Origin of the sequence: Rhizobium sp. N731, from assembly GCF_001664145.1 — a bacterium.
Taxonomy (GTDB): domain Bacteria; phylum Pseudomonadota; class Alphaproteobacteria; order Rhizobiales; family Rhizobiaceae; genus Rhizobium; species Rhizobium esperanzae.
Window position 1 is genome coordinate 4,003,881 of record NZ_CP013601.1, and the last position, 13,429, is coordinate 4,017,309.

The 13,429-nt window shown below is 61.7% G+C and carries 16 protein-coding genes and 1 tRNA gene; 11 read left to right on the forward strand and 6 right to left on the reverse strand.

Annotated elements, in window-relative coordinates; all coding sequences use genetic code 11:
* The first annotated feature begins 95 nt into the window (after nucleotides 1-95).
* The 5 genes from AMK02_RS31800 to AMK02_RS19415 all read left to right on the forward strand — a co-directional run bounded on the left by AMK02_RS31800 (nucleotide 96) and on the right by AMK02_RS19415 (nucleotide 3,903).
* Nucleotides 96-272, forward strand: coding sequence for a hypothetical protein (locus AMK02_RS31800; protein WP_020922424.1), 177 nt, complete (start codon nucleotides 96-98; stop codon nucleotides 270-272).
* Between the two features lie 5 nt (nucleotides 273-277).
* Nucleotides 278-1,228, forward strand: a complete 951-nt coding sequence (gene xerD, locus AMK02_RS19400; protein WP_064805324.1) for a site-specific tyrosine recombinase XerD — start codon at nucleotides 278-280, stop codon at nucleotides 1,226-1,228.
* A gap of 62 nt (nucleotides 1,229-1,290) precedes the next feature.
* Complete coding sequence (locus AMK02_RS19405; protein ID WP_011427025.1) at nucleotides 1,291-2,244, forward strand: acetyl-CoA carboxylase carboxyltransferase subunit alpha; 954 nt, start codon at nucleotides 1,291-1,293, stop codon at nucleotides 2,242-2,244.
* Nucleotides 2,245-2,440: 196 nt separating this feature from the next.
* The gene (locus AMK02_RS19410) at nucleotides 2,441-3,673 is read left to right on the forward strand and encodes a L,D-transpeptidase family protein (protein ID WP_064805326.1); all 1,233 of its coding nucleotides are present in this window, start codon (nucleotides 2,441-2,443) and stop codon (nucleotides 3,671-3,673) included.
* A gap of 5 nt (nucleotides 3,674-3,678) precedes the next feature.
* A complete protein-coding gene (locus AMK02_RS19415; protein ID WP_064805327.1) occupies nucleotides 3,679-3,903 on the forward strand; it encodes a sulfurtransferase TusA family protein in 225 nt (74 codons plus the stop codon).
* Between the two features lie 65 nt (nucleotides 3,904-3,968).
* Here AMK02_RS19415 and AMK02_RS19420 read toward each other — a convergent pair whose 3' ends face one another.
* On the reverse strand, nucleotides 3,969-5,138 hold the full coding sequence (locus AMK02_RS19420; RefSeq protein WP_064805329.1) for a CobW family GTP-binding protein: 1,170 nt from the start codon (nucleotides 5,136-5,138) through the stop codon (nucleotides 3,969-3,971).
* A 30-nt stretch (nucleotides 5,139-5,168) separates the two neighbouring features.
* Entirely contained in the window at nucleotides 5,169-6,302 is a 1,134-nt protein-coding gene (locus tag AMK02_RS19425) for a D-alanyl-D-alanine carboxypeptidase family protein (protein ID WP_064805331.1), read from the reverse strand.
* Between the two features lie 157 nt (nucleotides 6,303-6,459).
* On the opposite strand from AMK02_RS19425, the gene AMK02_RS19430 reads away from it, so the two are divergent.
* The 3 genes from AMK02_RS19430 to AMK02_RS19440 all read left to right on the forward strand — a co-directional run bounded on the left by AMK02_RS19430 (nucleotide 6,460) and on the right by AMK02_RS19440 (nucleotide 8,338).
* Complete coding sequence (locus tag AMK02_RS19430) at nucleotides 6,460-7,623, forward strand: M20 aminoacylase family protein (RefSeq protein WP_064805333.1); 1,164 nt, start codon at nucleotides 6,460-6,462, stop codon at nucleotides 7,621-7,623.
* 54 nt (nucleotides 7,624-7,677) lie between these two features.
* Nucleotides 7,678-7,754, forward strand: a tRNA-Arg gene (locus AMK02_RS19435).
* A 320-nt stretch (nucleotides 7,755-8,074) separates the two neighbouring features.
* Nucleotides 8,075-8,338, forward strand: coding sequence for a DUF982 domain-containing protein (locus tag AMK02_RS19440; protein ID WP_064805335.1), 264 nt, complete (start codon nucleotides 8,075-8,077; stop codon nucleotides 8,336-8,338).
* A 130-nt stretch (nucleotides 8,339-8,468) separates the two neighbouring features.
* On the opposite strand, the gene AMK02_RS19445 is transcribed toward AMK02_RS19440, so the two are convergent.
* Entirely contained in the window at nucleotides 8,469-8,984 is a 516-nt protein-coding gene (locus AMK02_RS19445; protein WP_064805336.1) for a DUF2937 family protein, read from the reverse strand.
* Nucleotides 8,985-9,150: 166 nt separating this feature from the next.
* On the opposite strand from AMK02_RS19445, the gene AMK02_RS19450 reads away from it, so the two are divergent.
* On the forward strand, nucleotides 9,151-9,408 hold the full coding sequence (locus AMK02_RS19450; RefSeq protein ID WP_064805338.1) for a hypothetical protein: 258 nt from the start codon (nucleotides 9,151-9,153) through the stop codon (nucleotides 9,406-9,408).
* Nucleotides 9,409-9,528: 120 nt separating this feature from the next.
* Nucleotides 9,529-9,681 carry a hypothetical protein gene (locus tag AMK02_RS31805; protein WP_164517809.1) on the forward strand — a complete coding sequence of 51 codons (153 nt, stop codon included), beginning with the start codon at nucleotides 9,529-9,531 and terminating at the stop codon, nucleotides 9,679-9,681.
* Between the two features lie 68 nt (nucleotides 9,682-9,749).
* Here the strand turns inward: AMK02_RS31805 and AMK02_RS19455 are convergent, their stop codons facing one another.
* Together AMK02_RS19455 and AMK02_RS19460 are read right to left on the reverse strand one after the other, a co-directional pair.
* A complete protein-coding gene (locus tag AMK02_RS19455) occupies nucleotides 9,750-10,040 on the reverse strand; it encodes a BON domain-containing protein (protein WP_064805340.1) in 291 nt (96 codons plus the stop codon).
* Nucleotides 10,041-10,101: 61 nt separating this feature from the next.
* Nucleotides 10,102-10,752, reverse strand: a complete 651-nt coding sequence (locus tag AMK02_RS19460; protein WP_064805342.1) for a hypothetical protein — start codon at nucleotides 10,750-10,752, stop codon at nucleotides 10,102-10,104.
* 377 nt (nucleotides 10,753-11,129) lie between these two features.
* On the opposite strand from AMK02_RS19460, the gene dxr reads away from it, so the two are divergent.
* Nucleotides 11,130-12,320: a 1-deoxy-D-xylulose-5-phosphate reductoisomerase gene (gene dxr / locus AMK02_RS19465; protein ID WP_064805344.1), complete on the forward strand. Its 1,191-nt coding sequence runs from the start codon at nucleotides 11,130-11,132 to the stop codon at nucleotides 12,318-12,320.
* Nucleotides 12,321-12,335: 15 nt separating this feature from the next.
* Here dxr and AMK02_RS19470 read toward each other — a convergent pair whose 3' ends face one another.
* Nucleotides 12,336-13,421: an ABC transporter ATP-binding protein gene (locus AMK02_RS19470; protein WP_064805346.1), complete on the reverse strand. Its 1,086-nt coding sequence runs from the start codon at nucleotides 13,419-13,421 to the stop codon at nucleotides 12,336-12,338.
* Between the last annotated feature and the right edge of the window lie 8 nt (nucleotides 13,422-13,429).

Sequence of the window (13,429 nt, forward strand, 5' to 3'; positions counted from 1 at the left end):
CAAGTCGCGGACAAGGGAATCATGGCTTGAATGGCGCTTCTTGCACTTGCGAATACGCTTCTTATAACAGAAGCAGAGCATGAAGGAGTTGCCGGATGCCGACCCTGTTCCGTTTCCTGTTCTTCTGCGCGATCCTCGCCGGGACGGTTTACGGAGCGATGTGGGCGCTCGTGACCTTCGTCGAGCCGCAGCAGCGCGACGTGACGATCCGTATTCCCTCCGAGCGGGTCAACCCGCCGGCGACGGGCACGATCGACACGACCGGGAAGTGAGTGAGATGGATCTAAGCCGCGTCCACGTGGAATCCTTCCTGGAAATGATGAGCGCCGAACGTGGGGCTGCCGCCAACACCCTGCAATCCTACCAGCGCGACCTCGACGATGTCAGCGCTTTCCTGAACGGCCGCCGCATAAGGTTGACCGAAGCCGCCTCCACCGACCTGGCCGCCTATCTCGCCTCGCTGGCGCGCCAGGGCTTCAAGCCCTCCTCGCAGGCACGCCGGCTTGCCGCCATGCGGCAATTCTACAAGTTCCTCTATGCCGAGGGCCTGCGCACCGACGACCCCACAGGCGTTCTCGACGCGCCGAAGAAGGGGCGGCCACTGCCGAAGACGATGGGGGTCGAGGAGGTCGGCAGGCTTCTTTCCCAAGCGCAGACCGAGGCCGACGATCCGGCCCCGGGCCAGTTGCAGCGCCTGCGCATGCTGGCGCTGCTGGAGCTGCTTTATGCCACCGGCATGCGCGTCAGCGAACTCGTCTCGCTTCCCGCCCGCGTCCTTGACCAGGAAGGCCGCTTCCTGATGATCCGCGGCAAGGGCAACAAGGAGCGGCTGGTGCCGTTGTCGCAGTCGGCGATCAGAGCCTTGAAATCCTACGGCCGGCTGCTGGCGGCCGAAAATGCCGCGGCCAAGGAGCCGCAGGAAAGCCCCTGGCTGTTTCCGGCCGCCTCGAAGGAGGGCTATCTGCCGCGTCAGGTTTTCGCCCGCGACCTCAAGAACCTGGCGATCCGCGCCGGCCTGACGCCGTCGCTGATCTCGCCACACGTGATGCGTCACGCCTTTGCCAGCCATCTGCTCGCCAACGGCGCCGATCTGCGCGTCGTGCAGGAACTCCTCGGCCATTCGGACATTTCGACCACACAGATCTACACGCATGTGCTCGAAGAGAGGCTGCAGCAGCTCGTCCAGACGCATCACCCCCTTGCCAAACAGGCGAAAAAGCACGAATAGGACCGGCGACAAGGGGCGGAGCCAGGAAAACGCCCCGGGCACAAGGAACGGAAACGCACCTCATGCACAATTATCTCGACTTCGAAAAGCCGATCTCCGACCTCGAAGGCAAGATCATCGAGCTGAAGAAGCTCGCATCGGAAGACGAGAGCATCGACACCACCGATGAGATCGGCAGGCTGGAGGTTCGCGTCCGCGAAGCGATCGTCGAAATCTATTCCAAGCTCAATGCCTGGCAGAAGACGCAGGTTGCCCGCCATCCACAGCGCCCGCATTTCGTCGATTACGCCAAGACGCTGTTCCAGGAATTCACGCCGCTTGCCGGCGACCGCAAGTTTTCCGAGGACGCTGCGATCCAGGCGGGGCTTGCCCGCTTTCGCGGTCAGCCCGTCGCCGTCATCGGCCAGGAAAAGGGCAATGACACCAAGTCCCGCCTGAAACACAATTTCGGCAGCCCCCGCCCGGAAGGCTACCGCAAGGCGATCCGCATCCTCGAGATGGCCGACCGTTTCGGCCTGCCTGTCATTTCGCTGGTGGATACGGCCGGCGCCTATCCCGGCGTCGGCGCCGAAGAGCGCGGCCAGGCCGAGGCGATCGCCCGTTCGACAGAAATGTGCCTCGGCGTCAAGGTTCCCCTGGTTTCCGTCGTCATTGGCGAAGGCGGCTCGGGCGGCGCGATCGCAATTGCCACCGGCAACAGGGTCTATATGCTCGAGCATTCAATCTACAGCGTCATTTCGCCGGAAGGGGCGGCCTCCATCCTCTGGCGCGATTCGACCCGCGCCCGGGAAGCGGCGACCAACATGAAGATCACCGCCGAAGACCTGAAATCGCTCGGCGTCATCGACGGCATCATTTCCGAGCCGCTCGGCGGCGCCCATCGCGACCCCGACAGCGTGATAGCCGCAACCGGCGATGTAATCGCCAATGCGCTCGGCGAAATGGCATCGCGTTCCGGCGAACAGCTGCGCAACGAGCGGCGTCAGAAATTCCTCAATATGGGCCGCAACCTCTAAGACAAGTTGCGCTTTTCAGCGATTGGGGCCAAATCTTGGCCACATTGATATTATCTGTAACATTCGCGCTTGCGGGGATGTTCGGGGCACGTCATAGGCTGGTAAGGTTTTATAAAGTATAAACCGCTTATGATTCCTTCCAGTGCCCGAACTCCATAGGCGGACCGGGTCGCACTATCTTTATGGGCTAATTTGGATGCGCATACGTCATTTTGCCTATGTTTCCCTCATGGCGCTGGCTCTGACCGGCTGCAATGACACGTTGGAAGTGGCGCAGGTCGATCTCTCCAAGGTCAAGAACAAGGTCGAGCAGCCGCTCCCTCCCCATATCCTCAACGCCATGGCAGCCAAGGGCATGGACCGCAATTCGCCCATCATGATCCGCATCTTCAAGGAAGAAGGTGCAATGGAGATATGGAAAGCGAAGACCGACAACCGCTTCGACAAGATCGCCGATTACAAGATCTGCGCCTGGTCCGGCCGCCTCGGTCCGAAGGTCAAGACCGGCGATCGGCAGGCGCCGGAAGGCTTCTACGAGCTGACGCGCGCCAACCTGAATCCCAATTCCAAATATTATCTGGCGATCAACACCGGCTTCCCGAACCGCTACGACGCGGTGAACGGCCGCACCGGCTCCGATCTGATGATCCACGGCGCCTGCTCGTCCTCCGGCTGCTATTCGATGACCGACCAGCAGGTGCTGGAGATCTATGCGTTCGCCCGCGACGCCTTCAAGGGCGGCCAGTCGACCGTGCAGCTGCAGGCCTTCCCGTTCCGCATGACGGCGGAAAACATGGTCAAGCATCGTCTCGATCCGAACAACGACTTCTGGAAGATGCTGAAGGTCGGCTACGACAATTTCGAAGTGACGAAGCGCCCGCCCGAGGTGAACGTCTGCGAGAAGAAATATGTCTTCAACCAGCAGGCAACCGATGGCGGCGCCTTCAATGCCGCCGGCAAATGCCCTGCCATGTCGACGCCGCCGGCACTGGCGGCAGCCCTGGCCTCCTACGGCAAAACCTATGACGCCGACTACGCCAAGGCGATGAGCAAATATGACGGCATGGCCTGGTACGACCCGTCCGAAGCCGAGCGCAAAGCCGTCGTCGCCAAGACACGCAAGGGCCGCGAACTCGCCTTCGCGCCGACCGGCACCTCGCTCGAAGCCGGCCGCATGGTCAAGGTCGCCGAACTGGAAGACCTGATGGCCAAGCGCACGACGCAGAGCCTCACCGCCAACTCCGCAGCCGGCGCCACACCCGCAACGCCGGCCCAGCCGCAGGCAACGACCGTCGCCGCCGCGACGCCTGCGGTCGTGCCGGTGCCGATGCAGAATCCGCTCGCCTATACCGCGCCCGCGCCGGAACCACAGGAGACGGCAGAAGCCGCGGCAAAGAAGCCGTTCTGGAAGTTCTGGGCGCGGAACTGAACGGCTTGAACCCCGCTCTCTACGATCTTCGCGGCTTGAAATGCCCACTCCCCGTGATGAAGACACGCCGGAAGCTTGCCGCCATGGCAAGCGGCACGCTCATCCTCGTCGATACCAGCGATCCGATGGCGGTGATCGACATGCCGCATTTCTGCAATGAGGACGGCCACGAACTGGTCGAGACGGAAAAGACGGAGAGCGGTCATCGCTTCCTGATCCGCAAGCGGTGAAACATGCCGCCAGCGCATCGGCCTGAAAATCGGACTCGATTTTCGGATAGCACAATGCGGCGCCTTTAGATGCGCAAACCCGGAATGGCGAGAGGGTTGTCGGACAGCGCCTGACGATCCGGTGTATCGATCCGCGGCTTGCCGAGGAAGGCGTCAAAGAGATCCTTCACGAAGGCCTCGGGCAGGTCCTTGGTGATCAGCACCATGCGCGTGCGACGGTCTTGTGGATCCGGCCACGCCGGTAGCCGCACCGGCGGATGGAAGATGCTCTGGACGCCGTGCAGCACCAACGGCCGTTCCGGCCGATCGGAGACCGAAACGATCGCCTTCATCCGCAGCAGCTTCTCGCCATGGGCCGAGCGCAGGAGATCGATGAACATTTCGAGCGCCATTGGATCGATCGGCTTCTCTTCGACGATGGAGAAAGACCGGATCGAGGCATCGTGACGATTGACGTCGTGCGGATCCTGACCCGCATGGCTGTGATCATGGCGGTGGCCATGGTGATGGTGATCGCCATCGTGATCATGATCGTGGCCGTGATTGTGGTGATGCGCCTCATGCGCATCCTCGTCCTGCAGCCAGCGGCCGACATCGGCGATCTTTGTCGCCGGATCGTAGAGCCCGTTCACCAGCACCGCGGCGCTGCCGGCGTCCATGCCGTCGGCATCCATCATCGCCGCGCGTGGATTGAGCGCCCGCAAGCGCTGTTCCAGCCCGGCCGTTGCGCCTGCCATCGATGTCTTCGAGACGATCAGCCGGTCGGCAACGGCCGCCTGCTTGCGCGCTTCCTCGTGATTGTCGAGCGTCTGCAGCCCATTGACCGCATCGACGACCGTCACGACGCCGTCGAGTTCGAAATTCGTGGCGATGACGGGATTGCCCATGATCGCCTGCATGACGGGCGCCGGATCGGCAAGGCCGGTCGTTTCGATGACGACGCGCTTCACCGGCTTGACGCGGCCCGTCTGCACGGCGTCCATCAGGTTCGCCAGCGTGTCGACAAGCTCGCCGCGCACGGTGCAGCAGAGGCAGCCATCGGACAATTCGATGATCGAATCGCCGGAACTTTCGACCAGCAGATGGTCGATGCCGACATCACCGAATTCGTTGATGATGACAGCCGCATCCTTCATGTCAGGGTCTTTGAGGATGCGGTTCAGCAGCGTCGATTTGCCGGCGCCGAGAAAGCCGGTCAGGATGGTGACCGGAATCCTGTCGTTGAACGCGCTCATATCTGCCTTACCTTAGAAGCCCATCTTGTCTTAAAACGCGGTCGGGCGCGGCAGCGGCACCGGGACGTTGGCGATGCCGCCAGCCGTATCGCCGGTCGCCACCTTTTCCGGCTGCTGAGGCGGCTGCGGGTCCTGCCCCGGAATGAGGCCGGCGAAGACGAATTGCGGGTCGTGGTCCATTTCCAGAATATAGGGCGAGTGCACCTTCATGCGGCCGACCTCGTCTCGCGTTTCGCTGCGCACCTTGGCGCCCTTGGCGCTGCAGATATCGGCGGTAATGTCGGTCACCTGGTCTTGTCCCGGCCCGTAGGGCTTCAGCGAACCGAGCGTCTCGTTTCCGGGAAACTGCGTCGTAAAGCCCTTCTGCAAAAGGTTCGCCGTCGCATCGGCACGCGCCGCGAGACTGTCCGTGCCGAGCACGACGGAAACGAGCGTACGGCCGTTGCGCGTCGCCGAACCGATCTGGTTGAAGCCCGAGGCGCAGATGAAACCCGTCTTCATGCCGTCCGCGCCGGCGAAACGGCCGATCAGCATGTTGAGGTTCGGCACGTTCTGCTGGCCGGTGGTGAAGCCCTCGAGCGCGAAATAGGCGGCATATTGTGGAAAATCGCGGCGCAACGCCACCGTCAGCACCGCCAGGTCACGCGCCGTGGTGTATTGGCCTTTGCCGGGCAGGCCGTTCGGATTGACGAAATGCGAATCCGTCATGCCGAGCTTCAGCGCCTCGCCGTTCATCCGAGTCACGAAACCTTCCTGCGTACCGCCGACGGCTTCTGCGACCGCAACCGCGATATCGTTGGCCGATTTCACCATCAGGATCTTCAACGCACTGTCGAGCGTCAGCTTCTGGCCCGGTTTGAAATACATCTTGGCGGCTGGCTGTGCGGCGGCGCGTTTGCTCATGACGATGGGCGTATCGAGGCTGATCTGACCGGCGCGGATCGCATCGAAGACGGTATAGACGGTCATCAGCTTGGTGAGCGAGGCCGGATACCACTTGCGGAAGGCTTCTTCGTGTTCGAGGACGCGGCCTGTCTGCACGTCGACGAGAATATGCGGATTGGCCTGAACGAGCGAAACGGAGGCGACAAAAGCGGCAGTCGCGGCAATCATGAAACGAAACGGCCGCATGGCGGCAAACAAACGGAAGTGGCTCGTCGACACGGTTCGTCCTTCAGATGTCCGGAAAATCTCGCAACCTTCATCTATCTAGCCTATATGGCTATGACATGGCAAAGGTCATTGACGAAGTAATTTGCATGGGCCTCACGCCCATTGAAGCGACGAACGATTGTCGGGATTTGATAACAGGAAAGCCAATATGCCGATTTTGAACAGAGCCGCCGAATTGCAGGACGAAGTCGCCGAATGGCGCCGCCATATCCATGCCCGGCCCGAGCTTCTTTTCGCGGTGGAAAACACGGCCGCTTTCGTCACTGAAAAACTCAAGGAATTCGGGGTCGACGAGATCGTCACCGACATCGGCCGCACCGGCGTCGTCGGCCTGATCAAGGGCAAGGGCGAAGGCCGCCGCACGATCGGCCTGCGGGCCGACATGGATGCCCTGCCGCTGACCGAAGTCACCGGCAAGCCCTGGGCTTCGAAGACGCCCGGCAAGATGCATGCCTGCGGCCATGACGGCCATACCGCCATGCTGCTCGGCGCCGCGAAATATCTCGCCGAAACCCGCAATTTCAACGGCAATGTCGCCGTCATCTTCCAGCCCGCCGAAGAAGGCGGCGGCGGCGGCAATCTGATGGTCAAGGATGGCATGATGGAGCGCTTCGGCATCGAAGAGGTCTACGGCATGCACAACCTGCCGGGCCTGCCCGTCGGACAGTTCGCGATCCGCAAGGGCGCCATCATGGCGGCGACCGACGAATTCACCGTCACCATCAAGGGCCGCGGCGGCCACGCCGCCCAGCCGCACCGGACGATCGACCCGATCGCCATCGCCGCCCAGATCGTCGGCAATCTGCAGATGATCGCCTCGCGCACCGCCGATCCGATCAGCTCTGTCGTCGTTTCGGTGACGAAGTTCAATGCCGGTTTCGCCCATAACGTCATCCCCAATGACGCGACCTTCGCCGGCACCGTGCGCACCCTCGACAGCGAGGTGCGCACGCTTGCCGAAAAACGCTTCCGGCAGATCGTCGAAGGCCTGGTCGCAGCCCATGGCGCCGAGGCCGAAATCAGCTTCAACCGCAACTACCCCGTCACCGTCAACCATCCCGACGAAACCGAGCATGCGGTGGCCGTCGCCAGCGCCATTGCCGGCGAGGTCAACGTCAATGCCGAAATCGATCCGATGATGGGCGGCGAGGACTTTTCCTACATGCTCAACGCCCGCCCCGGCGCCTTCATCTTCATCGGCAACGGCGACAGCGCCGGCCTGCACAACCCGGCCTACGACTTCAACGACGAAGCCATCGCCCACGGCATCTCCTACTGGGTCCGCCTCGCCGAACAACGCCTCGGCCTTTGACAAGAATTAAGGCTTGGCTTCGCGCCAAGCCTTTTGTATGCATGGCGTGCAAGTGGTCCCGTAGCTCAGCAGGATAGAGCATCAGATTCCTAATCTGGGGGTCGCGCGTTCGAATCGCGCCGGGATCACCACTATCAAACAATCTACATCGAAATGTTGCCGCCGCATGTCGCAATCGTTTTGCAGCTGCTTCCGTTGATTTCCAGGGATTCAAACGAGGCAGCGGCAAGCGGCTCGATACGTGGCTGACATCGGATTTCTCCGGCTTATACCTTCAAAGATGATGTCGAGCTCGGCTGTGAGCATCCCCGTTCACGATGCATTGTGCCCTCTTTCGAGGTGCCAATTCATTGCCTTTCGATGCCATGCCAGCTTTTGCGTAAACCGTCGCGCGCAGTGGCACGCCCCTTGCACCGTTAACAATATGCCATCCCATCAGGAGTATTGTGTAATGGAATGGGGCACTTCGATCGAATTCGATCCCGTCATCCTTCTCTTTAACAACCCGGAACGGCTTTTTTCCGTCAGGACGGCCGTGGGGGCCGCCCACGCGCTGATGAACGAGTTCCCTTACGACGACGGAAAGGAGTTCCTTGCTGCGATTGAAATCTGCCTGGACGTCGTGAAGGGTAACGCTAAATCTGAGCAACTGAGGGCGGCGATTATTCGCGCCGCGGACGAAGCTGGCGTAACGGCCATCGCCGTTCTTCATTGAGCTAGGCAGGGCGTCGTGCAGCGGCCGCTTGCTTTAAGTCGTCTGCTTCCTCGCATGCTGCGGGAGGAGTGGAATGACTGATCTCGTCTTAAAGATGGGCAGCAGGGCGGCGCCTGACTCCCGTATATGCTCACGGCACCTGACGATAGGCTCGTCGGCGTCCAACGCGTCGTGCCCCCAATCCCAGCAGCGCCGCCACAACCGATCCGCCGACAAAACCGATGGCGCCCCAGACGAGGCCGGCAAAGCTCATCGGCATCCCGGGCACGAAGTCGCGCCAGGTATTGGCGAAAACCACATCATCCGCATTCCTCAGCAGCACGAAGGGCTTGGCGACGGGGGCGGCGGTGCTGAGTTTCAGTTGCTGCGACTGCAGTTCTTCGTAACGCGCGATCGTGCTCTGCATCGAGACGCCGCGGTCGCGCAGGAAATCGTCGGAAGATTGGGCATAGGCGTTCAGCGCCTGCTCGCGGTCGAGCTGATGCTGGGCGGCTTGGCGGTTGAAGTCCTCGACGATGACACGCAGCTCATCGATCGCGCCGCCGATCCGCTGGCGATATTGCTGCGCAAATTCAGGCGCTTGCGAAAAGACCGTGCCGCCGGCAAGTCCGGCGACAAGGGCGATGATCCTTGCAATCTGTCCCACGACCGTGGTCTCCGGCTGTTTCCTGCGCTAACGATCCGCGGCTGCAAAGGTTTCTGCCTTCGACACAATCGGTAACGCTATGTGATTGAACCGGCGGCGCTTCCGGCGAGTTGAGACTATGACCAACAAGTCGCTCCCGTGAGCAACTGAGAAAGAGAGGCTCGTCATGAAACAGTTCATTCTTGCTTGCACGCTCGCTGCAGCGTCCATCCTTTCCGCCATGCCGTCCCAGGCGGCAAGCGTGACTATCACCACCGATAACCCGCGTCCTTATTATGGCGATTCGGAGCGCCCTTATTATCGCCACCGGCCCTACTACCGCCATCACATGATGCGCCGCGTCTCCGATGATTGCTTCACCAAGACGGAAAGAATCCGCCGTCACGGCCATACGATCATCAAGGAGACCCGGATCTGCCGATAAGGCAGTGTCTATGCACGAAAAGCCCGGCCGCTCCTCCCCTGGTCGGGCCTTTCCTCTGATTTCGCCATCAGGAACTTCGCGACATCGGCCGCGTTTATCGCGAAAATGGGAGAACGCATCATGCGTATCAAGATGACTCTTTTGGCAATCGCCTATGTCGCCGTCAGCGCTCTGCTGCTTGCCATCGCCTATCAGCCGCAGGGGCCGGTGACCGCAGCGAAGACCGATCGCCTGGAAGGTTCATCCTTCCTCGTCGAGCGCTTCGCAGGTTGATCAGCCGAGCGCCGGCGTAACAGCGTGCGCCCGGCAAGACCGGCGATCGCAAGCGAGTTTCGATAATATCAATGCGGGTCGCCCCTAGCAGACCCGCTGAGCAGGATTCGGTTCTGCACCGCGGTCACGCCTTCCACCGCCCTGGCGACGGCGGTTGCCCGTTCGATCTCCCCGACCGTACCAACAGTGCCTGTCAACACGACCTGATCTTCCTCCATCGTCACTTCCACATCCGACGCATCGATGCCGCCGGCAATTGCCAATGCATTGGCGACGGCGGCCTCGAGAGATGCGCGATTGGCGATCTCCGCTTCCATTTCGGGCGCAAGCCCGTGAAATGTCGGCTCTTTGAAAACCATATTCCATTCCTCCGAAAAACCTGAAGAAGAAACGCCACCAGCCTCGTTTGGTTTCGTACCGCTACCACTGCACGCGATAGCGAAGATTGACGCTGCCGGCCTGATCGGGCGAGAACGGATTGCTGACCGAGGCATCGAGGTTGAGGTTAGGCAGGATCGCCTGGTTGACCGCCACCGTGCTCGAGAAGTCGCCGCTGGCGTTGCTGATGCCTGCGCCGGCCGAAAGCGAGGTTCCCGTCCAGGGATGGATCAATTTCAGCGCCTGCGACGCCGTCACCGAAGTCTCCCTGGCATCGACCGGGTCGTAACGGACGCTGACGGAGCGGCTCGATTGCATGTCGAGCGAATCCGACAGGATCCAGCTGCGCGAGCGGCTGAGTGTCAGCGCGCCGCTGCCGCGCAGCGTATCGACGCTGACCCTGGCGCCCTGCTGTGATTGACCTGCCGGCGTGACACTCGTCTTGCTGATCCTGCCCCAAAGCATGGCCTGTTCGGAATGGGGCAGCGGCGCACCGCCTTTTGTCGCTGCCAATGCGAGGTCGGCGCCGGCGCTCGTCTCCCATTCCGTCGGCAGACGAAAACCCATCGTCGCCTTGTACGACCGATCCGAAACCTTGGCAGGCGACCAGATCAGCAGGTCGTCCGCCTTTGCAGCCGCGCTCAGCGAAGACAGGATGGCGAAAAGAAGGATGATTATTCTGAATATCGTCATGTGATCCGATCGCTTTGACCTGACACGTGCCGGTCATCGAATGGCACGATACCGCACCAAAGTGCCCGCAGAGAACGTGGACGGGCAGCACGGCCAAGCCGTTCATCCCGATGTCATCCTCGATTTAATGTTGGCCGAAAAAGCCGAGGGCAGCCAAGTGCCCGTTTTTCAATGGCCGCACAGCGGCCCGATTGCCCATGTGCCTACGAGAGGCCGCAGGGGAATCACATCCCCTTCAGGAATGCCATAAGCATCACATCCCGCCGCCGCCCTGTAAACCCCTGCAGGGCTGATATCTGCTGCACCGCACACTTGCCGCACCCTCCAAACCCTAGTAGAGCCTGAGCCTACGAGAGACATTTTTCGCGAAATTCCAAATGATGACCGGCAAAACCGCGCCGCGGCGCCTCAGCATCTTCGGCTCCACCGGGTCGATCGGCCGCAATACCCTCAATGTTGTCGAACATCTGGGCGGGCGGGAGAACTTCGAAATTTCCGTTCTGACAGGCAACGGCAATGTCGAGCTGCTCGCCCGGCAGGCCAGATCCTTCGGCGCGCGGCTGGCGGTGACGGCAAACGACCGGCATTATGAAGCGCTGAAAAGCGAACTTTCCGGCAGCGGCATCGCGGTCGCGTCGGGGAAATCCGGCCTCATGGAAGCAGCCGACCGCGAAGCCGACTGGGTGATGGCGGCAATCGTCGGCACCGCGGGTCTGGCGCCGACGCTTGCCGCTGCACGCCGTGGTGCCGATATCGCCCTTGCCAACAAGGAATGTCTGGTCTCGGCCGGCGATCTCTTCATCGGGGCGATCCGCGCCGGCGGCGGCAGGCTGCTTCCCGTCGACAGCGAGCACAATGCGATTTTCCAGGTGCTGGAAGAAAACCAGCGCCATGCCGTCGAGCGTGTCATCCTGACCGCCTCGGGCGGCCCTTTCCGCACCGCCTCGTTGAAGGAGATGGCCGATGTGACGGTGGAAACCGCGCGCGCCCATCCGAACTGGTCGATGGGCTTGAAGATCTCGATCGACAGCGCCTCGATGTTCAACAAGGCGCTGGAGATGATCGAAGCCCGCCACCTTTTCGGATTGAAGCCCGAGCAGATCGAGGTGATCTTCCATCCGCAGTCGATCATTCATTCCATGGTCGGCTATACCGACGGTTCGGTACTGGCGCAGCTCGGCGCACCTGACATGCGCACCGCCATCGGGTACGCGCTGTCCTTTCCGCGCCGGCCGAACCTGCCGGTCGAGCGGCTGGATTTCGCAAGGCTCGCGAGACTGGATTTCGAAGCGCCGGATGAGGTGCGGTTCCCCGCCCTGCGGCTGGCGCGCCTTGCGATGACGCGCGGCGGCGTTCAGGGCGCGGTGCTGAACGGCGCCAAGGAAGTGGCGCTCGAGGCCTTCATCGAAGGGCGCCTGTCCTTCCTCGCCATGGCCGAGGTCACCGAGAGAGTCATGGATGATCTGGCCGGCCTGCCGCCGGCTGCCGGCATGGACGATGTCTTCAACGCCGACAGGCAGGCCCGGCAGCGCGCGTCGGCGCTGATGAAACTCGATCTTGTCGGGTGAGGGCTCGGGCGGCGATTATCGCAGCCGATTGCCGCCTTCGTCGAACAATCGGCAATTCGACGGCTCAAACTGCAGGCTGACCTCTTCCCCGGCAGCAATGCTGGTCGGCGACCGGTGCTCGACGGTGAGCGACTGGCCATCGCAGAGCTGGCAGTAGAGATACTGCGTTCCGCCGAGATATTCCGAAAAATCGACCCTTGCCGTCAGGCTGCCTGTGAGCTCCGGGGCCACCTTCAGATGCTCCGGCCGCAGACCGAGCGTCACGGCCGCACCGGCCGGCCTGTCTTTCGGCAACAGGCCACTTTCGACGCGCCCGCCGGCAACGTCGACCAGACCGTCTTCGCCCCATCGAGCATTCAGGAGATTCATCCTCGGCGAGCCGATGAAGCCCGCCACGAATGTATTCGAAGGATTCTCGTAGATTTCGCGCGGTGTTCCGGCCTGCTCGACGCGACCGTCACGCAGCACGACGATCTTGTCGGCGAGCGTCATCGCCTCGGTCTGATCATGGGTGACATAGATCATCGTGTTGCCGAGCTCGCGATGAAGGCGGGCGATCTCGATGCGCATGGAAACGCGCAGCTCTGCATCGAGATTGGAGAGCGGTTCGTCGAACAGGAAAACATCGGGCTCGCGCACGATCGCCCGGCCGATCGCCACACGCTGGCGCTGGCCGCCGGAAAGCTGCCCGGGCCGCCGGTCGAGCAGATGGTCGATCTTCAGGATCGCCGAGGCGGCCTTGACGCGCGTCTCGATCTCCGCACCATTCGTACGCGCCATCTTCAGTCCGAAGGCCAGGTTGTCGCGCACGCTCATATGCGGATAGAGCGCGTAGGATTGGAAGACCATGGCGATGCCGCGCTCGGACGGATCGAGATCGGTGACAACACGTCCCTTGATCTCGATCTCCCCATCGGTCACGTCCTCAAGACCCGCGATCATCCGAAGCAGCGTCGATTTTCCGCAGCCGGACGGACCGACGAAGACGACGAAATCGCCCTCCTCGATCGTCAGGTCGATGCCATGGACCACCTGCAGATTGCCATAGCTTTTTCGCACGTCCTGAAGGACGACGCTCTTGTTACCCATACCGTTCGTCATCCCCAAAC

What these genes read in the sequence shown, in the direction of transcription:
- AMK02_RS19440 (WP_064805335.1), top strand. Translation starts at nt 8,075, where the DNA reads ATGGAATGGGGCACTTCGATCGAATTCGATCCCGTCATCCTTCTCTTT.
- AMK02_RS19470 (WP_064805346.1), bottom strand. Translation starts at nt 13,421, where the DNA reads ATGACGAACGGTATGGGTAACAAGAGCGTCGTCCTTCAGGACGTGCGA.
- xerD (WP_064805324.1), top strand. Translation starts at nt 278, where the DNA reads ATGGATCTAAGCCGCGTCCACGTGGAATCCTTCCTGGAAATGATGAGC.
- AMK02_RS19420 (WP_064805329.1), bottom strand. Translation starts at nt 5,138, where the DNA reads ATGAGCGCGTTCAACGACAGGATTCCGGTCACCATCCTGACCGGCTTT.
- AMK02_RS19430 (WP_064805333.1), top strand. Translation starts at nt 6,460, where the DNA reads ATGCCGATTTTGAACAGAGCCGCCGAATTGCAGGACGAAGTCGCCGAA.
- AMK02_RS31800 (WP_020922424.1), top strand. Translation starts at nt 96, where the DNA reads ATGCCGACCCTGTTCCGTTTCCTGTTCTTCTGCGCGATCCTCGCCGGG.
- AMK02_RS19460 (WP_064805342.1), bottom strand. Translation starts at nt 10,752, where the DNA reads ATGACGATATTCAGAATAATCATCCTTCTTTTCGCCATCCTGTCTTCG.
- dxr (WP_064805344.1), top strand. Translation starts at nt 11,130, where the DNA reads ATGATGACCGGCAAAACCGCGCCGCGGCGCCTCAGCATCTTCGGCTCC.
- AMK02_RS19410 (WP_064805326.1), top strand. Translation starts at nt 2,441, where the DNA reads ATGCGCATACGTCATTTTGCCTATGTTTCCCTCATGGCGCTGGCTCTG.
- AMK02_RS31805 (WP_164517809.1), top strand. Translation starts at nt 9,529, where the DNA reads ATGCGTATCAAGATGACTCTTTTGGCAATCGCCTATGTCGCCGTCAGC.
- AMK02_RS19455 (WP_064805340.1), bottom strand. Translation starts at nt 10,040, where the DNA reads ATGGTTTTCAAAGAGCCGACATTTCACGGGCTTGCGCCCGAAATGGAA.
- AMK02_RS19405 (WP_011427025.1), top strand. Translation starts at nt 1,291, where the DNA reads ATGCACAATTATCTCGACTTCGAAAAGCCGATCTCCGACCTCGAAGGC.
- AMK02_RS19450 (WP_064805338.1), top strand. Translation starts at nt 9,151, where the DNA reads ATGAAACAGTTCATTCTTGCTTGCACGCTCGCTGCAGCGTCCATCCTT.